The sequence below is a fragment of the Pseudomonas sp. PA-5-4B genome, assembly GCF_021606215.1.
In the GTDB taxonomy this organism is placed as follows: Bacteria; Pseudomonadota; Gammaproteobacteria; order Pseudomonadales; family Pseudomonadaceae; genus Aquipseudomonas; species Aquipseudomonas edaphica.
This window is the reverse complement of sequence record NZ_WKDB01000049.1, coordinates 1-17164: the sequence shown is the minus strand read 5'-3', so window position 1 is coordinate 17164 and position 17164 is coordinate 1. Positions and strand designations below refer to the sequence as shown.

The 17164-nt window shown below is 60.8% G+C and carries 15 protein-coding genes; 7 read left to right on the top strand and 8 right to left on the bottom strand.

Going from position 1 to position 17164, the window contains the following annotated elements:
- The first annotated feature begins 5 nt into the window (after positions 1–5).
- The 5 genes from GIW28_RS21655 (at position 6) to GIW28_RS21635 (ending at position 5938) form a co-directional block, all read left to right on the top strand.
- Entirely contained in the window at positions 6–1274 is a 1269-nt protein-coding gene (locus tag GIW28_RS21655) for a Zn-dependent hydrolase (RefSeq protein WP_236447288.1), read from the top strand.
- Positions 1271–2671 (top strand): amidase, encoded by a 1401-nt coding sequence (locus GIW28_RS21650; RefSeq protein ID WP_236447289.1) that lies wholly within the window; start codon positions 1271–1273, stop codon positions 2669–2671. The genes GIW28_RS21655 and GIW28_RS21650 overlap by 4 nt, the downstream gene beginning before the upstream one ends.
- A gap of 89 nt (positions 2672–2760) precedes the next feature.
- On the top strand, positions 2761–3015 hold the full coding sequence (locus tag GIW28_RS21645; protein WP_017136281.1) for a hypothetical protein: 255 nt from the start codon (positions 2761–2763) through the stop codon (positions 3013–3015).
- Positions 3016–4011: 996 nt separating this feature from the next.
- The gene (locus GIW28_RS21640; RefSeq protein ID WP_099549979.1) at positions 4012–4875 is read left to right on the top strand and encodes a LysR family transcriptional regulator; all 864 of its coding nucleotides are present in this window, start codon (positions 4012–4014) and stop codon (positions 4873–4875) included.
- A gap of 58 nt (positions 4876–4933) precedes the next feature.
- Complete coding sequence (locus GIW28_RS21635) at positions 4934–5938, top strand: LacI family DNA-binding transcriptional regulator (protein WP_099549998.1); 1005 nt, start codon at positions 4934–4936, stop codon at positions 5936–5938.
- On the opposite strand, the gene GIW28_RS21630 is transcribed toward GIW28_RS21635, so the two are convergent.
- From GIW28_RS21630 to GIW28_RS21605, 6 genes are all read right to left on the bottom strand, one after another.
- Positions 5935–6660, bottom strand: a complete 726-nt coding sequence (locus GIW28_RS21630; RefSeq protein WP_099549978.1) for an SDR family oxidoreductase — start codon at positions 6658–6660, stop codon at positions 5935–5937. The two genes, GIW28_RS21635 and GIW28_RS21630, sit on opposite strands and share 4 nt — an antisense overlap.
- A 137-nt stretch (positions 6661–6797) precedes the next feature.
- On the bottom strand, positions 6798–8330 hold the full coding sequence (locus GIW28_RS21625; RefSeq protein ID WP_236447290.1) for an FGGY-family carbohydrate kinase: 1533 nt from the start codon (positions 8328–8330) through the stop codon (positions 6798–6800).
- Between the two features lie 3 nt (positions 8331–8333).
- Positions 8334–9413: an alcohol dehydrogenase catalytic domain-containing protein gene (locus GIW28_RS21620; RefSeq protein ID WP_169988701.1), complete on the bottom strand. Its 1080-nt coding sequence runs from the start codon at positions 9411–9413 to the stop codon at positions 8334–8336.
- A gap of 26 nt (positions 9414–9439) precedes the next feature.
- Positions 9440–10432 carry an ABC transporter permease gene (locus GIW28_RS21615; protein WP_236447291.1) on the bottom strand — a complete coding sequence of 331 codons (993 nt, stop codon included), beginning with the start codon at positions 10430–10432 and terminating at the stop codon, positions 9440–9442.
- The gene (locus GIW28_RS21610) at positions 10398–11906 is read right to left on the bottom strand and encodes a sugar ABC transporter ATP-binding protein (RefSeq protein ID WP_236447292.1); all 1509 of its coding nucleotides are present in this window, start codon (positions 11904–11906) and stop codon (positions 10398–10400) included. Before GIW28_RS21610 ends, GIW28_RS21615 begins: the two co-directional genes overlap by 35 nt.
- A 63-nt stretch (positions 11907–11969) precedes the next feature.
- Complete coding sequence (locus GIW28_RS21605; protein WP_236447293.1) at positions 11970–12893, bottom strand: substrate-binding domain-containing protein; 924 nt, start codon at positions 12891–12893, stop codon at positions 11970–11972.
- A 322-nt stretch (positions 12894–13215) separates the two neighbouring features.
- On the opposite strand from GIW28_RS21605, the gene GIW28_RS21600 reads away from it, so the two are divergent.
- Both GIW28_RS21600 and GIW28_RS21595 read left to right on the top strand, forming a co-directional pair.
- Positions 13216–13887, top strand: coding sequence for a sterol desaturase family protein (locus tag GIW28_RS21600; protein WP_236447294.1), 672 nt, complete (start codon positions 13216–13218; stop codon positions 13885–13887).
- 2 nt (positions 13888–13889) lie between these two features.
- Positions 13890–14990 (top strand): SMP-30/gluconolactonase/LRE family protein, encoded by a 1101-nt coding sequence (locus GIW28_RS21595; protein ID WP_236447295.1) that lies wholly within the window; start codon positions 13890–13892, stop codon positions 14988–14990.
- A 50-nt stretch (positions 14991–15040) separates the two neighbouring features.
- Here GIW28_RS21595 and GIW28_RS21590 read toward each other — a convergent pair whose 3' ends face one another.
- On the bottom strand, positions 15041–16483 hold the full coding sequence (locus tag GIW28_RS21590; RefSeq protein ID WP_236447296.1) for a hypothetical protein: 1443 nt from the start codon (positions 16481–16483) through the stop codon (positions 15041–15043).
- A 123-nt stretch (positions 16484–16606) separates the two neighbouring features.
- Entirely contained in the window at positions 16607–16984 is a 378-nt protein-coding gene (locus GIW28_RS21585) for a hypothetical protein (protein ID WP_017139558.1), read from the bottom strand.
- Positions 16985–17164: the final 180 nt, after the last annotated feature.

Here is a 17164-nt window from a genome sequence, read left to right as displayed (position 1 = left end):
TGCACATGAATAGTTTTGCGCAACCGCTCAAGAGCAATGCCCCGTTGATCAACCGCGACCGCTTGTGGCAATCGTTGATGGACTTGGCTCAGCTCGGCGCTACGGTCAAAGGCGGCGTGTGCCGCCTGGCGCTCACCGACCTCGACCGCCAGGCCCGCGACCTGTTTGTGCAATGGTGCGAGGCCGCCGGGTGCAGTGTCAGTGTCGATGCCATTGGCAATATCTTTGCGCGGCGTGCCGGACGCAATCCGGTCCTGGCGCCGGTGATGACCGGCAGCCATATCGACACCCAGCCCACCGGCGGCAAGTTCGACGGCTGCTACGGCGTGATGGCCGGGCTGGAAGTGATCCGCACCTTGAATGACCTGAATATTCAGACCCAGGCCCCCATCGAGGTGGTGGTGTGGACCAACGAAGAAGGCTCGCGCTTTCCGCCGTGCATGATGGGTTCCGGGGTGTTTGCCGGCAAGTTCGACTTGCAGGACACCCTCGACAAACTCGATGACCAAGGCCTGTCCGTGGGCGCCGAATTGCAGCGCATCGGCTACGCCGGCTCCCGCGCGGTGCTTGGCCACCCGGTCGGCGCATATTTCGAGGCGCATATCGAGCAAGGCCCGGTGCTGGAAGACCGCGCCACCACCATCGGCGTGGTCATGGGCTGCCTCGGCCAGAAGTGGTTCGACCTGACCCTTACCGGCGTCGAAGCCCACGCCGGCCCAACGCCCATGCACTTGCGCAAGGACGCCCTGGTGGGCGCCGCCGAAGTGGTCAGCGCGGTCAACCGCATCGCCCATCAACAGCAACCGCACGCCTGCGGCACGGTCGGTTGCCTGAACCTGCACCCCGGCTCGCGCAATGTGATTCCAGGCCAGGTGCACATGACCATCGACCTGCGCCACCTGCATGCCGACAAACTGCAAGCCATGGTCGATGAAGTGCGCGGCGTGATCGAAGCCACCTGCGCCCGGCATGGCCTGACCTTTGAACTGACGCCCACCGCCGACTTCCCGCCGCTGGACTTCAACCCAGCCTGCGTCAACGCCGTGCGTGACGGTGCGCAGGCATTGGGCTTGAGCCACATGGACATCGTCAGTGGCGCCGGGCATGACGCGATTTTCGTCGCCAAACTCGGCCCGGCCGGGATGATCTTTGTGCCGTGCGAAGGCGGCATCAGCCATAACGAAATCGAAAACGCCGCGCCGGATGACCTGGCAGCGGGCTGCGCGGTGCTGTTGCGCGCCATGGTCAACGCGGCGCAGGGAGAGGTGGCATGAGTGAGATTGGCCAACTGACGGCGGTGCAACTGCTGCAGCATTTTCGCGACAAGACCCTGTCACCGGTAGACGTCACTGAAGACGCTCTGCTGCGGATCGAGCGCTATAACCCGGTGGTGAACGCCTATTGTCACGTAGACCCTGAAGGCGCATTGAACGCTGCGCGGGCCTCGGAACAACGCTGGTTGAAAGGTGAACCCTGCGGCGCACTGGACGGCGTGCCTGCCTCGATCAAAGACCTGACGCTGACCATTGGCATGCCCACCCGCAAGGGTTCGCGCACCTCCTCTGCCGACGGGCCGTGGGATGTGGATGCGCCCTTCTCGGCTTTTATGCGCAAAGCCGGCGCGGTGCTGCTAGGTAAAACCACCACGCCGGAATTCGGTTGGAAAGGCGTCACCGACAACCCGCTGTACGGCATCACGCGCAACCCGTGGGACACGCGCACCACAGCGGGCGGTTCGTCGGGTGGCGCCGGTGCGGCGGCGGCGCTGAACCTGGGCGTGCTGCACCAGGGCAGCGATGCCGGTGGCTCGATCCGCATTCCCTGTGCGTTCACCGGTACGTTCGGCATCAAGCCAACTTTCGGGTATGTGCCGCAGTGGCCGGCCAGTTCCATGACGATTTTGTCGCACCTGGGGCCGATGACCCGCACGGTGGAAGACACGGTACTGATGCTGCAAACCGTGGCCCAACCGGATGCGCGTGATGGCCTGATCGGGGCGCCGCGCCATACGCCGTGGTTATCGGGCGCTACGGATTTGAAGGGTTTACGCGTGGCCTATAGCCCTACGTTCGGGTATGTGGACGTGGACCCGCAGGTGGCCAAAGTGGTTGCCCAGGCGGTTGAGGGACTTGTGCAACTGGGGGCGCATGTCGAGCAGATCGACCCAGGTTTCAGCGACCCGCTGGAGGTATTCAGCACCTTGTGGGCAGCCGGTGCGGCTCGCCTCACGGGTTCCATGAGTGATGCGCAAAAACAATTGCTGGACCCTGGTTTGCTGCGTATTGCCGAACACGGCCAGCAGTTGAGCCTCGGCGATTTTAACGACGCCCTTGAAGCCCGTGCGGCGTTGGTGGCGAGGATGGCGGCGTTTCATGAGCATTACGATGTGCTGGTCTCTCCGATGATGCCGATTACAGCGTTTGCAGCTGGGCATAATGTGCCGCCGGGTTCGTCGATGAAAGCGTGGATGGAGTGGACGCCGTTTACTTATCCCTTCAATTTGACGCAGCAACCGGCAGCTTCGGTGCCCTGCGGGTTGGCAGCGAATGGTTTGCCGGTGGGTTTGCATGTGGTGGCTGCGCGGTTTGCGGATGAGCAGGTGTTGAGGGTGTGTCAGGCTTATGCCAAAGCCTTTCCTACTGAACACCTTGAAGCACCGCGGGTGCTCTGAACCCTGCATGTGCGGTCGCATCCGGCTTATAATCCGCGCTTCATTTTTTGTTGAGCGGGTTGTTTTAGATGCTATTTACAAGGACTTTTATGGCGAGTGCAGTGCTCGCCGTCCTGCCGGTTATGGTCCATGCCACAGCGTTGGACTTGAGCTACGAAGCGCCTGTGCTTGAGGCGGTGCCACACGATGCACCGGCGACGGCCAAATCGTTGTTCCCGGTTCAGACCCAGGCGCCGGTGACGTTTGAGTACAAGTGCAAGGGGCCGCGTTGTCAGTATGAGGATGACCTGGAGCAGCGGCACGAAGACCAGACCACGCAGAGTTGGTCCATCGGTATTCACTAGGGTTCGGACTGCCTTGGGCTGAAATGCGATCAACTGTGGGATGTGGTTAGTTTGCGGTGGCGGTTTGTCGGTGTGTATATCCGTTGCTGCGGTAACGGCGGCCTATGGTTCCGCTCTTACAGCGGCTCACTTTTTGAAGGACCAAAAAGTAAGCAAAAAGTCCTCGCCCCAACACTCGGTGCCTCGCTATGGCTCGGCATGCCCGCAATCCGACAGCGATTTGGGGGGCCGCCGCCACGCGCCATCCATGGCGCGGGGCGGCTAAACCGGCATCCCTGCCGGTTTACCCCCCAAATCCCTATCGAATTCCGGCCATCGTGTTTGACGGGGCGATTTCAGATCAAGATCAAAAGCGCAGATCAAAAGACCGCTGACTTCGTCATCGAAAAGGATGTAAGGGCCGGAGCAACAGCAACAGCAACAGCAGAGCCATACTCGGTCAAAGGTGGGAGCTGGCTTGCCTGCGATGGCATCAACTCGGTGTGCCTGATACACCAAGGTGTCTGCATCGCAGGCAAGCCAGCTCCCACAGAAAAGCAGCTCTTCAGTGTATGCAAATCCGCCTTTCGCCTTTCGTTTTTGATTCAACCACTCAGGTCGGCTACTAGGCCGCCGTGCTCTGCTTTTGATCTTGCTTTTGATCTGAGGCGCCCCGTTAACCACGATGGCCGAACGCAGGCTTGAATCCGTGGGTAACCCGGCAGGACGCCGGGTTAGCCGCGCTGGGCCAAGGATGGCCCATCGCGGCGGCCCACGGATTCAAGCCTTCGTTCTGGCACACCGAGCCTAAGCGAGGTGCCGAGTGGTGGGGCGAAGACCTTTTGGTTACTTTTGGCTGGGCCGGCATTCCGGGCGTTTGCCAAAAGTGACCCGCTGTAAGAGCGGAACCATAAGCCGCCGTTACCTAAATAACGGATATACACCCAACAACCCCACACACACGCCAGCTTCGAGCACATTCCATTACACTGTCCCCCATTCATCCCCGGGGGCTTCATGGACATCGAACTGGCACGCACCTTCCTCGAAATCACCCGCTGCGGCAGCCTGGCCGCGGCAGCCGAGAAACTGCACGTCACCCAGACCGCCATCACCGCACGGGTCAAAAGCCTGGAAAGCCAGTTGGGCAGCACACTGTTTGTGCGTAACCGCGCAGGCGCCAGGCTCACCGCCGATGGCGAAGCGTTTGTGGTCTACGCCAACCAATTGCTGCAAACCTGGGAAGCCGCCAAGCGCGACCTCCCGCTGCCCGATGGCTACCGCAATGTGCTGCATATCGGCGGCGAAGTCAGCCTGTGCAACCCGTTGATGCTGGGCTGGGCCAAGGCCTTGCGCGAACAGATCCCCGGCCACGCGCTGCGCACCGAAGTGCGTGAAGGTGAATACCTCTTGCGCCAACTGGAACTGGGCGTGCTCGATGCCGCGCTGGTATTCCAGCCGCAATACTGGCCTGGCCTGCAGGTCGAGCAAGTACTGGAAGAAAAACTGATCCTGGTGCAGTTAACAAGCAAACCCGCCCCTTACGTGTATATCGACTGGGGCCCAGGCTTTCGCCAGCAACACGACGCCGCGCTGCCCGACAAAGCCCGCGCCGCGTTGAGTTTCAACCTCGGGCCGCTGGCCTTGCAGTACATCCTGGAAAATGGCGGTGCCGGGTATTTTCGCACGCGGGTGGTGCAAAGCTACCTGGACAGCGGCGTCATGCAACGCGTCCCGAAAGCGCCGGAATTCAGCTTCCCGACCTATCTGGTCTACTCACGGGCGCGGGATTCGGCGGTATTGCAGCAGGCGCTGGGGCTGCTGCGCGAGGTGGTCAAGGCCGAAAGCGACTGGTCACAACGCTGGGACCCGCTGATTTGAATCACCCTACGCCCGCGCGCATGCTAGCCTGCGGATGTTTCCCAGCGCAGCCTTACCGATGAACAAGAAAAAGTCCGTCACCATCAGCGACATCGCCGAACGGGTGGGCATGACCACCATCACGGTGTCCCGCGCACTGAGTAAGCCCGACCTGGTCAAGCCCGCCACCCTGGCGCGCATTCTCGAAGTGGCGCGCGAGCTGGACTACGTGCCCAACGCCTTCGCACGCGGGCTTAAGCGCAGTGAAAGCCTGATCATCGGCGTGATCACCGCCTCGGTCGACAACCCGTTCTACAGCGAGATGATCAAGGCGATTTCCCGCGAGGCGAAGAAGCACGGCTACACCATCATGCTGGTGGACACCGATGAGCTGGAAGAACTCGAAAGCAAAGCCGTCGATACCCTGCTGGGCTATCGCGTGGCGGGGATTATCTTGTCGCCGGTCTCGGACGAACCCAGCTACCAACCCGACTATCTGGAGCGCCTGGGCAACGGCAAAACTCCGGTGGTGTTGCTCGACCGCACGATCCACGACAGCCCGTTCAGCCGCGTGGTGCTCGACAACTACCACAGCGGTATCCAGGCGGCGCACTACCTGCTGCGCCAGACACCCGACCTTAAACGCCTGCTGGTGCTGACCGGCCCGCAGCACTCACGTATCACCGTGGAGCGCCTCAAAGGGTTGCGCGAAGTGCTGGCTGAACACCCCCATGTTCAGGTCGAAGTGCAGGCCGGTGACTACACGCTGATGCCGTCTTACCTGCACACTCTCGACTACCTGGCCGAGCACTCGGCGCCCGATGCAATCATGGGTTTCAACCAGTTGATCACCCTCGGCGCCCTGCGTGCCTTGCGCATGCACAACATCGCCCACGACAGCCTGACCATTTGCGGCATCGACCGCCTGCCCTTCGCCGATATCTTCGGCGTGCCGATCGCCTGCGTGGCCCACGACGCCTCACTGGCCGGCAGCAGCGCGGTACGCCTGCTGCTTGACCGCTTGCAAGACCCGTACAAGCCACGGGACAAAGTGGTGATCGCCGGCGTGCTGGAAAACGGCTAGCGGCTGGTGTAGCCGCCATCGATCGGCAGGCTCACGCCGCTGATCATGCTGGCGGCATCGCTGAGCAGGAACAGCACCGGCAATGCGACTTCCACGGTTTGTGCGAAACGCCCCAGCGGAATGGCCGCCAGCGCCGGGTCGCGTTTGGCCGGATCCGACCAGGCCTTTGTCGCCATTGGCGTAAGTGTGACCGTGGGGTTGACGCTGTTCACACGAATGCCAAAGCGCCCCCACTCGGCGCACTGCACGCGGGTGATCGCGTCCAGCGCGGCCTTTGAGGCGCAGTAGCCGAGGTGATCGTCCAGCGCCACCAGTGACGCCTGGCTTGAGACATTGACGATGCTGCCGGGGATTTTCGCTTCGATCATTTTTGCCGCCACTCGGCTGGCGACCTGTGCGGCGGCGCGGGCGTTGACCTGCATGACCTGATCGAACGCCTCCGCGCTGATGGCGGCGGCGGGCTCCAGGCGTGAGATACCGGCGCAGTTGACCAGACCGTTCAGCGGCGGCAAGTCTGACAGGGCTTTGTCCAGAGCGATGCTGTCGGCGATATCCACGCATAAGCTGTTGCAGCCCAGCTGTGACAAGGCTTGCGCGTCGCGGCCAAGGGCGAAGACTTCGGCACCGGCGGCAATCAGCTGTTGAGCGATTTCGCGACCGATGCCGCTGCTGGCGCCGGTGACGAGAATGCGCTGGCGGGTGAAGTTGAAGGTGGTGGTCATGGTCACTTCTCGATAAACAATCAAGATCCCTGTGGGAGCTGGCTTGCCTGCGATAACAGAGTGTCAGCCAGCACATTTGGCACTGATACACCGCTATCGCAGGCAAGCCAGCTCCCACATTTTTGATCTGTGTTGGGTCAGTTGGTTTGCAGGCTATGCATGATCGGCTTGAGGGCTGGATACAGCTTCAGGTACTCGGCAAACGCCCGGTCATACGTCATGACATTCTCGCGCTTGGGCTGCGCCCGCAGTTCCAGTTGCACCCAGCCTTTGTCCATCTCGTCATCACTCACCAAGCCCACCGTATGCGCCGCCAGCAACGCCGCGCCCAAGGCCGCTTCCACCTCCTGCACAATGGTGTAGACCGGGTAGCGCGTGACATCGGCAATAATCTGCATCCACAAATCCGAATGGCTCGCGCCTCCCACCACAATCAAGCGCGGGTCCAGCGAATGCGCGCCCTGGGTACCGGCTTCAATGTTGTGGCGCAGGGCAAAACTCACGCCTTCAAGCACCGCGCGGTACAGGTGAATACGGCTGTGATACAGGTTCAGCCCGACAAAGCTGCCGCTGGCGCGGTCGTCCCATACCGGGCTGCGTTCGCCCATCAGGTACGGCAAAAACAACAAACCTTCGCTGCCCGCCGGAACCTGGGTGGCGCTCTGCTCCAGCAACACCAGGCTGTCCTGGCCGGTGGCCTGGGCCTGCTGTTCTTCGGCCTGGCAGAACTGTTCGCGAAACCAGCTGACCGACGCCCCGGCGGTGATCGCACCGCCAAAGATGTACAGGTCTCGATGGCCGTTGTAGACGTGAGGCATGCTCACCAGGCCGTGATGTGCGTCCACGTGCTGGTTCAAATACCCCCAGCACATGCTGGTGCCGATCATCGCCACATGGTTACCCGGCTGCGTAACACCCGCTGCCAATGTCGCCATCGCCGCATCCACACCGCCGGCGAGGAGTGGCGTGCCTGCCTGCAAGCCCAGGCGCGTGGCCCAGCTTTCGAGCAAACCGCCCACCACGTCACCGGAGTACACCAATCGCTCGGGCATCATGGCCTGTGGAATGCCCAATGCATCGAGCATCTCGGCGGACCAGCCGCGCGCCTTCACATCGTAAACCCCACCGATATTGCCGGCGCTGCTATGGTCCACCGCCAATTCGCCGGTAAGGCACCAGTTGATATAGCTGTTGGGCGGCAGCAGGTAGCGCGTGTCGGCCCACACCTGCGGCTGATGCTGCTTGAGCCAGAGCATCTTGGTGAAGCCGTAATAGCTGTCCACCGAGTTACCCGTTACTTCGAACAAGCGTTCCTGGTCCAGGTGCTCACGCACCCACGCCACCTGCTCGCCGGCGCGCCGGTCCATCCAGATAAGGCACGGGTGCAGCGGCGTCATCTGCGCGTCAACGGCAATCCCCGAACCGCCATACAGGCTGCTGATGCACATCGCCTTGACCTGCCCGGCCGCCACGCCGGATTTGGCCATGCACTGCGCCACACACGCCTCGACGGCCTCCAGCCACACCTGCGGCCATTGCTCGGCCCAGCGCACTTTCGGGGTATCGACGCGATACCCCTGGCTGTGCTGGGCGATGATCGTACCTTGACCATCCACCAGCAGCGCCTTGGTGCTCTGGGTTCCTATATCGACACCCATTACGTAGTTCATAGATCAAATCACCGGCTTCAACAGCACCTTGATCGACTTGGTCGAGTTGGCCAACGCGAAGGCCTCGGCAAAATCATCCAGCGGGAAGTCATGGGTAACAATGCCCTTGGACGTCACCAGGCCGCGCTCAAACAGGTCGATAGCGATCGGGTAGCAATATGGGCCGAGGTGCGCGCCGCGTACGTCCAGCTCCTTGCGGTCGCCGATGATCGACCAGTCGACGCTGGTTTCGGCGCCGAACACACTGAACTCGACAAAACGCCCGAGCTTGCGGATCAGGTCCAGGCCTTGGGTCACTCCGGCGGGCACGCCCGTGGTTTCGATGTACACGTCGCAGCCATAGTTATCGGTGAGGCCATTGATAATCTCGCGGGCATTGTCGCGGGACGGGTTGATCACCACGTCGGCGCCAAACTGCTTGGCCAGTTCCAGGCGCTCGTCGACCATGTCGATCACCACCAGTTTTTTCGGGGTTTTCAGCGCCGCCACCTGGACCATGCACAGCCCCAGCGTACCGGCACCGGCGATCACTACCACATCATCGAGCTGGATTTCGCCACGGTTGACGGTGTGGATCGAACACGCCATCGGCTCCACCAATGCGGAGTCTTCCAGCGACACCGACTCGGGAATCTTGTGCACGATGGCGGTCTTGGGAATGCGCATGTACTGGGCCATGCCGCCTTCGGCGACTTCACGCTGGAAGCCGAAGATATTGTGCACTTCACACATCCAGTACTTGCCCGACTTGCAGAAGCGGCACTTGCCGCACGGCACGATCTGCTCGGCGATCACCTTGTCGCCCACCGCCACTTCAAAGTGTTCCTCGGCGCCCTCGCCCACTTCTTCCACGTAGCCGAAAAACTCATGGCCCGGCACCACCGGCGCCTTGACCCACGGGTTATCGCCACCCCAGAACATCGCCGCGCCGGAATGGCACTTGCAGTCACTGGCGCAGATGCCGCAGGCGGCGATACGGATCACCAGTTCATTGGGGCGCGCCTTGGGTTTGCCGATGCGTTCCAGGCGGTAGTCTTTCGGGCCGTGGCAAACGACGGCTTGCATCTCGGTGTGCTTGTCCATGTGTTCGGTCCTTTCTTGTCAGGTGTTTATTTATGGCGCTGACGGCTGATGAAAATCGCCAGCAAAATGATCCCGCCCTTGATCACGCTCTGGACGTAGGGCGAGACCCCGAGCATGTTCAATCCGTTATTGAGTACGCCCAGCAGCATCGCGCCGAGCAAGGTGCCGACAATGACCCCGCGCCCGCCGGCAATCGACGCACCGCCAAGGACCACCGCCGCAATCGCATCCAATTCGAACGACACGCCGGCATTCGGCTGGCCGCTCATCAAGCGTGAGGTGAGCACCAGACCGGCAATCGCTGCGGTCAGGCCGCTGATGCCGTACACCAGCAACTTGAAGCGCGCCGCCCGCACGCCCGACAAACGCACCGCTTCTTCATTGCCGCCGATGGCGTAGATGTAGCGGCCGATGCGCGTGTGTTGCAGCAACACATAGGCGGCAAAGTAGGTGACCAGCATGATCAGGATCGGCACGTCGACGCCGAACAGGCTCTGGCGGCCGAAGAAACCGAACCACTCCGGCAACCCCGAAATCGGGTAGCCGTCGGTGTACATCAGGCCCAGGCCACGGGCGATGCCCATGGTCGCCAGGGTGACGATGATCGGCGGCATGTGCAGGTAGGCGACGAACACGCCATTGCCGATGCCGAAGGCCACGCCGATCAGCAGGCCGGCGCCAATCGCCAGGCCCGGCGGCAGGCCCGCGACCATCAGCCCTGCGGTCAAGGTGCCCGACAGCGCCATCACCGGGCCTACCGACAGGTCGATGCCACCGGTGAGAATCACGCAGGTCATGCCCACCGCGATAATCGCGTTGATCGACACCTGGCGCGCAATGTTCGACAGGTTGCTGGTGGTGAGGAAGTTATCGCTGGCGAAGATCATCACCAGGGTCACCACCACCAACCCGACGAAGGGATAAAACGCCGGCGAGCGCAACAGCCGTGCCAGGTTCAGGCGCAGTCGGCGGGTGTCGCCGGTATTAATGGACATATTCACTTGAGCCCCCTGTTGCATGGCGCATGACCTCTTGTGGGTTGACGGCGGCCGCTTCCAGCAGCTTGACGATGGCGCCCTTGTGGAACACGGCGACGCGGTCGCACATGCCAATGACTTCGGGCAGTTCGGAAGAAATCATGATGATCGCGTAGCCTTGTTCGGTGAGGCTGCGCATCAGGGCGTAGATCTGCGCCTTGGCGCCGACGTCGATGCCGCGTGTGGGTTCATCGAACACCAGCACGTCGCAGTGGTGGTTGATCCAGCGTGCGATCACAACCTTTTGCTGGTTGCCGCCGCTGAGGTTGAACACCCGGCTTTCGCCGCTGGGCGCCTTGATCGACAGCTGGCGCATCAGCGCGTCGACGCTGGCGCACTCTTTGCTCTTGTCGATCAGGCCCGTGGCGTTCTGATATTTGGGCAGGTTGTTCAGGGAGATGTTTTCGCGAATGCTGAAATCGGTGATCAGCCCTTCGCTCTTGCGGCTTTCCGGGAGCAGCCCGATGCCGTGGGCCAAGGCTTGCGCCGGGTCATCCAGGCTGACTTTCTCGCCGCGCAACCACACGTCTTTGCTCACCGACGGCAGCGCACCCATCATGCCCAGCGCCAGTTCGGTACGACCGGAGCCGACCAGCCCGGCAAAGCCGAGGATCTCGCCCTTGTGCAACTGAAAGCGATTGTGCGGGCCGTTGCGCACCAACTGGATGTCCTTGACCTCCAGCAACAGCGGGCCACGCTCCTTCGTGGATTTGGGTGGAAAACTGTTTTCCAGGCGCCGGCCGACCATCATTTCGACGAGCCGGTCGATATCGCTGTCGGCCACATCGGTCACGCCTACGTTACCGCCATCGCGCAGCACGCTGATGCGGTCGCACACCTGGAAAATCTCCTCCAGGTGGTGAGAGATAAAGATCACCGCCACACCCTGGCGCTTGAGTTCGCGCATGATCTCGAACAACAGTTCGGCTTCGCTGGGCGTGAGCGTAGCGGTCGGTTCATCGAGTACCAACAGGCGCGCATCCAGGGCCAGGGCCTTGGCGATTTCGACGAATTGCTGCTCGGCCACGCTCAGGTGCTTGATCGCACATTGCAGGTTGATACTCACGCCCAAGCGCTTGAACAACGCCTGACTGGCCTCGACCATTTCACGTTTGCGCAGCAGGCCGAAGCGGTTGCTCAACTCATGCCCGAGGAAGATGTTTTCCACCGCCGTGAGATAGGGAATCAGGCTGAATTCCTGGAACACAATGCCGATACCGGCGGCGATCGCATCGCGGTAAGTGGCAAACTTTTGCACCTGGCCATCGATTAAAATCTGCCCTTCGTCCTGATGCTCGACGCCGCCGAGGATCTTCATCAGGGTCGACTTGCCCGCGCCATTTTCACCCAGCAACGCATGGATTTCGCCGCGTTCGACCTGCAGGTTGATGGACTTGAGGGCTTGTACGCCCGGATAGCGCTTACAGATATTTTCCAGCTTCAGAAGACTGCTCATGCCGCCGACCTCGTATTCAGAAGGAGACCTCAAGCCCCACGGTTCACGTGGGGCCGGGGCGATTTACCAGCTGAAGTCCTTGGCCTTGGCCTGGTCGATCAAGGTGATGTCGACGGGAATGGTGGCCGGCACTTGCGAGCCCCACTTCTTGGCCAGGGCGATGCCCAGAGCCAGGCGGATCTGATCGCGCGGGTATTGCGCCGAGGTGGCGATGAACTTGCTACCGGGCTTCTGGATCGCCTTGATGGCTTCCGGTGCGCCGTCGACGCTGACCAGTTTTACGTCCAGGCCGCTGGCTTCGATGGCCGACAGTGCGCCGAGGGAGCCGTTGTCATTCACGCTGAAGATGCCCTTGAGGCTCGGCTGGGCCTGCAGCATGTTTTCGGTGACGGTCAGCGCCTGGTCACGTTCCTGCTTGCCATTCTGGACGCTCACGATCTTGATGTCCGGGTGCTTGGCCACCGCTTCTTTGCAGCCGCGCACACGCTCAAGGATCGGCACCACGGCGATGCCGTCGAGGATCGCGATATTGCCTTTGTCGCCGATGTTCTTGGCCAGGTATTCACAGGCCTGGAAGCCGGCGTCGAAGTTTTTTGAACCGACAAAGGAGTCCAACGGGCCGTCGGCCTGGGCGTCCACTGCGACCACGACCACACCCGCGGCGTGCGCAGATTTGACCGCCGATTGCACGCCAACCGAGTCGGTGGGGTTGATCAGCAGGATATCGATGCCTTTTTGCAGCATGTCCTCGACGTCGCTGACCTGCTTGGACACGTCATGGCGGGCATCGGTGATGATCAGCTTCGCACCGATGGTTGCGCCGGCTTCTTCCAGGGCGTTTTTCATGGTGACGAAATAGGGGTTGTTGATTTCCTGGAAGGAAGCGCCGATGCGGATCGGTTTGGCGGCGTCGGCAAACGCTGCGCTGGTTGCGCCGAGGGTGATGCTGACAGCCAGTAAACACAGGGTTTTCGGGAGCATTTTCATGGCGTGGTTCTCTGTTTTGTTTTTATTTTTAGAGCAAATGTTATCGATAACATTTTGCGAGAAGCTAGCAAGTAAATCAGGCCTGTGCAAGCCCCCGTCGGTCGCCCGCGGTTCAAGTGTGGGAGCTGGCTTGCCTGCGATAGCATCTACTAGCTCTACCTGACACACCGAGGTGTGTGCATCCCAGGCAAGCCAGCTCCCATAAAAGCCTGTTTCCACACAAGCCAGCTCCCACACTTGAACCGCGGACTGCGCAAAAACTCGCACTATCTCGCGTACCAACTAAGCTCAGGCTCCAACAAAAAAACCAGAGCGTGCCGCCATGGCCCATCCCACCGAGACCTTCCGCGCCGGCTACCGCGCCGCCGTGAGCGCCCGTTACAACCCCTGGCTGCACGCCAGTTTCGTGCTGGGCTACGGCCTTGTCTGCATCGCCCTGGCCTGGTCCTCCACCACGCACATCACCGCGCTGCAGTGGCTGACCGTGCCGCTGACGCTGGTGTTCTTCAACCTGTGCATCTACCTCGTACACCGCCACCTCGGCCATCACAAACACAGCCTGGCCCGGCTGTTCTATGCGCGCCACACAGGTGACCACCACAGTTTCTTTACTCCCGGCCACATGACCTATGACAGCCCGCGAGACTGGCGTGTGATTCTATTCCCGGCCTGGCTGATCGTGCTGCACAGCCTGACGATCACCCTGCCCGCCTGGTGGCTGCTCAAACAATTGAGCCCCAACGTCGCCGGGTTGTTTGCCGGGTGCATGATCCTTGGGTATTTACTTTACGAAGTGTTTCACGCCTGCGAACACCTGCCCGCCGAGCACCCGGTGGCGCGCTTGCCATGGATTCGCCAGATGCACCAATTGCATGCCCTGCACCACCGCCGTGAGCTGATGCAGGGGCGCAACTTCAATATCGTCCTCCCCCTGATGGATTACCTGTTCGGCACCCTGCACTGGGAGCCGAACGCCCACGACAACCAGGAATAGTCATGAGTACCCGCCCCAAAAAACTGCGCCATTTGCTGTTCGTACTGCTGCTTGCAGTCATCGCTTTTCTGCTGCTGATGCCCACCAAAGTGCAACCGGTGAACTGGTCGCCGCCCAAGGCGCCCTCGCTCAAAGACGGCGCCTACGCCGAGAACCAGCGGCTCAAGGGCATTGAAAAAATCGGCGCACAGGACATCGCCGGCCCCGAAGCCTTGCTGCTCGACCCCCAGGGCTTTCTGATCAGCGGCCTGCAAGACGGGCGCATCATCCGCACCTCGCCGGACAGCCACACGCTGGAAGTGCTCGCCAACACCGGCGGCCGCCCGCTCGGCCTGGCGTTGCACCCGGATGGGCGCTTGATCATTGCCGATGGGGTCAAGGGGTTGCTTGCCCTGGATGCCAATCGCCAACTCAAGCCATTGAGCAGCAGCGCTGACGGCGTACCCTTTGGCCTCACCGACGATGTGACCGTCGATGCCAGCGGGCGCTATGCCTACTTCAGCGACGCATCAAGCCGCTGGGGCTATGGCCAGGACGGCACAGCAGTGATTGAGCATGGTGGCGACGGCCGGTTGCTGCGCTATGACTTCAACAACGGCACCACAGAGGTGTTGCTGGACCGGCTGCAATTTGCCAATGGCGTGACCCTGGGGCCGGATGAAAACTACGTACTGGTGAATGAAACCGGCGCCTACCGTATCAGCCGCTACTGGCTCAAGGGCGAGCGCAGCGGCACCCATGACCTGTTTATCGACAACCTGCCGGGCCTGCCGGACAACCTCAGTTTCAATGGCCGCGATCGCTTCTGGGTTGCCCTGTATTCGCCGCGCAACCCGTTGCTGGACGGTTTCGCCGGCTACCCGCTGTTGCGCAAGGTGATGGTGCGCGCACTGATGGTGGTGCCCAAGCCCATCGAGCGTAAAGCCTTTGTGCTGGGGCTGGACATCGATGGCAAGGTCATCGCCAACTTGCAGGATGGCAGTGCGGGCAATTACTCGCCGGTCACTACCGCACGCGAATACGGCGACTGGTTGTACCTGGGCTCGCTCACGAGCACCAGCATGGCGCGCCTGCCGTTGAAGCTGGCGCTGGCCAGCGAATAACAAAAAGGGGCAGCCTGTTCAGGCTGCCCCTTCTGATTTACATCACGGTATCAATGGATGATGTCCTGGGTGCAGATGTGCCCAAAGGTCACATACTGCACGTTATCACCGCCGACACCCACGCCCGGGAACTCGTCCAGCTCGATACGCCAGCCGCCGAAGTTGAAGGTGGTGTCCCAGGTGTACTGCACGCCGGTGCTGCTGTCCGGGTACTGCACACGGTTATCGCCAAAGCAGGTACCGAGCGCAGCACTGGCCTGGGATGTGCCGGCACTGTTGGTGGTGGCCTTGAAGTCGGTCCAATGAAACTCGGAGCCCTCAAAGCGCTTGTCGACACGCAGCACAGGTGTGACGCCCAGCAGCGGCGCGCCCGTGGAGTCGGACCAGTTGGTGGTCCAGTTCAATGTGCGCCCCGCCTGCGTCGCCATCCAGAATATCGATGCCGGCACCCGCACGATGTTGTCACCGGTTACCTGCGAGCTGTTCAGCCGTGGCGCAGAGCCGAGGCTCAACTTGTAATATTTGCTTGGATCCTGCGTCACAGCCGGGTTGGCCCGCACACGCACCTTGACGGTCGTACCCGGCGTGACGCTCGGGTAGGTGGACGTAGAGCCGGCCGGTACGACGATCCAGTTGACGCCATCAAAGCGCTCGAAGATCCATTGGTTACGGCTGCCACTGTCATCGCCTGCCAGGTACATGCTCACGGCCTGGCCACGCACGGCCTTGAAGTCGAAGTAATCGACGTCGTTGGCGTTGTCCAGGTTGCCGCTCACCTTGTTCATGGTGTCCGGCAGCGCAAAATCATCTTGCGGCGAGTCGTTGGGCTCGAAGGCATCGATGTTGGTGTCTGCCGCCACGCCGAAACTGAACTGCGCGTTGGTTGCAGTCTTGGCCACCATGTACCAGTAGTAGTCACCAGCCGGCAGCACGCCGTCGATGTATTCATCGGCATTGCCGGCGTTATCGGCGGTGGCCAGCAGTTGCAGGTTGCCTTGGCCGTCGTCGCGGAACAGGCTCAGCGACATGTCGGCGCCGGCACTCTGGTTGATCAACTGCACCAGCACCCGCGCGCTTTTTGGCAGGTTGAAGTGGTAAGGGAAATCCTGGCCCGTTTGCACTTCGCTGATGGTGTAGAGGGTGTTGATATCCAGGGTCGGAAACAGCGGAACAAAGTCGGCGACCGCTGCACTTTTCAGCTCGCTCTGGCTCGGCTTTTTCAACGTGCCGATAACGGTGTTGAACGGTGCGGACCTGGCCGCTTTAGTGACCGCCTTGGTCTTGCCGTCCCGTGCATCCAGCAGCTTTTGCCGCAGCGCCTCCGAAATCGGCACCGCAGTGAGCGTGCCGCCAGGTTTGAGCGCGTCAATCTCGCTTTGGCTGACTGTGCCGGGGGTGAGTTTGGGAAGGTTCAGGTCGGCCAGGGCAGAGGCCGAGATAAAGCAGGAGGCCATCATGGCCGCGCCCAGCATAAGGGCTTTGGTTGGTTTCATTTTTTATCCATCCATAGTTAAAAAATTGATGCTCAGGTGATCGGTGACATCCGGTCACCTGGGATGGAATGTAGAACAATACTGTATGCATGAACAGTATTTTTTAGAAAAAATTAACCTCCTTCAAATAGGTAAGTCACCCCACCTGCGCCAAACGGACCAGACCACGGTTGTGATCAGCCAGGTAAACCCCAGGTAATAGGGCCATAACACCCAGCGTTTGAGCGCTAAAGGCACAGACGCCAGTTCGGCCTCGGTCACAACACCGGCTTTCACGTGGCGCTTTGAATCGGACAGAAACTCAAAAATCAGCAACATGCGGTACTGCCTGTCAATCCACTCCTTTCGTCTCCAAAAACGTTTGTTGCCACGAACCCGCTCGTTGTGACTGAAGTAACTTTCCACCTCATCGAGTTTTGTATATTCGGCAAAAAGCATCAGCCCCAGAACGACGAACATCCAAACAAACCACACAATTGAGTAGACCAGAAAAAAATCCATGGTTACGCGCCCTCTGGCTCGAAGATCAAATCACCATTGACCTCCAGGATTTTCCCACCCAGAAGCGCTCCATAATCACCACCTTCATTGCCTACGCCATACCCTCCAGCGGCGCCTCCAATAACGCCACAGGCAAGCGCACCATTCCCCTTCATAGAAATACCCAACACGATGTTGCAT

Bases quoted from the DNA above. Each gene is read 5' to 3' on its own strand.
- GIW28_RS21635 (WP_099549998.1), top strand. From the start codon at position 4,934: ATGAACAAGAAAAAGTCCGTCACCATCAGCGACATCGCCGAACGGGTG.
- GIW28_RS21610 (WP_236447292.1), bottom strand. From the start codon at position 11,906: ATGAGCAGTCTTCTGAAGCTGGAAAATATCTGTAAGCGCTATCCGGGC.
- GIW28_RS21650 (WP_236447289.1), top strand. From the start codon at position 1,271: ATGAGTGAGATTGGCCAACTGACGGCGGTGCAACTGCTGCAGCATTTT.
- GIW28_RS21605 (WP_236447293.1), bottom strand. From the start codon at position 12,893: ATGAAAATGCTCCCGAAAACCCTGTGTTTACTGGCTGTCAGCATCACC.
- GIW28_RS21615 (WP_236447291.1), bottom strand. From the start codon at position 10,432: ATGCAACAGGGGGCTCAAGTGAATATGTCCATTAATACCGGCGACACC.
- GIW28_RS21655 (WP_236447288.1), top strand. From the start codon at position 6: ATGAATAGTTTTGCGCAACCGCTCAAGAGCAATGCCCCGTTGATCAAC.
- GIW28_RS21645 (WP_017136281.1), top strand. From the start codon at position 2,761: ATGGCGAGTGCAGTGCTCGCCGTCCTGCCGGTTATGGTCCATGCCACA.
- GIW28_RS21625 (WP_236447290.1), bottom strand. From the start codon at position 8,330: ATGAACTACGTAATGGGTGTCGATATAGGAACCCAGAGCACCAAGGCG.
- GIW28_RS21640 (WP_099549979.1), top strand. From the start codon at position 4,012: ATGGACATCGAACTGGCACGCACCTTCCTCGAAATCACCCGCTGCGGC.
- GIW28_RS21620 (WP_169988701.1), bottom strand. From the start codon at position 9,413: ATGGACAAGCACACCGAGATGCAAGCCGTCGTTTGCCACGGCCCGAAA.
- GIW28_RS21595 (WP_236447295.1), top strand. From the start codon at position 13,890: ATGAGTACCCGCCCCAAAAAACTGCGCCATTTGCTGTTCGTACTGCTG.
- GIW28_RS21630 (WP_099549978.1), bottom strand. From the start codon at position 6,660: ATGACCACCACCTTCAACTTCACCCGCCAGCGCATTCTCGTCACCGGC.
- GIW28_RS21585 (WP_017139558.1), bottom strand. From the start codon at position 16,984: ATGGATTTTTTTCTGGTCTACTCAATTGTGTGGTTTGTTTGGATGTTC.
- GIW28_RS21600 (WP_236447294.1), top strand. From the start codon at position 13,216: ATGGCCCATCCCACCGAGACCTTCCGCGCCGGCTACCGCGCCGCCGTG.
- GIW28_RS21590 (WP_236447296.1), bottom strand. From the start codon at position 16,483: ATGAAACCAACCAAAGCCCTTATGCTGGGCGCGGCCATGATGGCCTCC.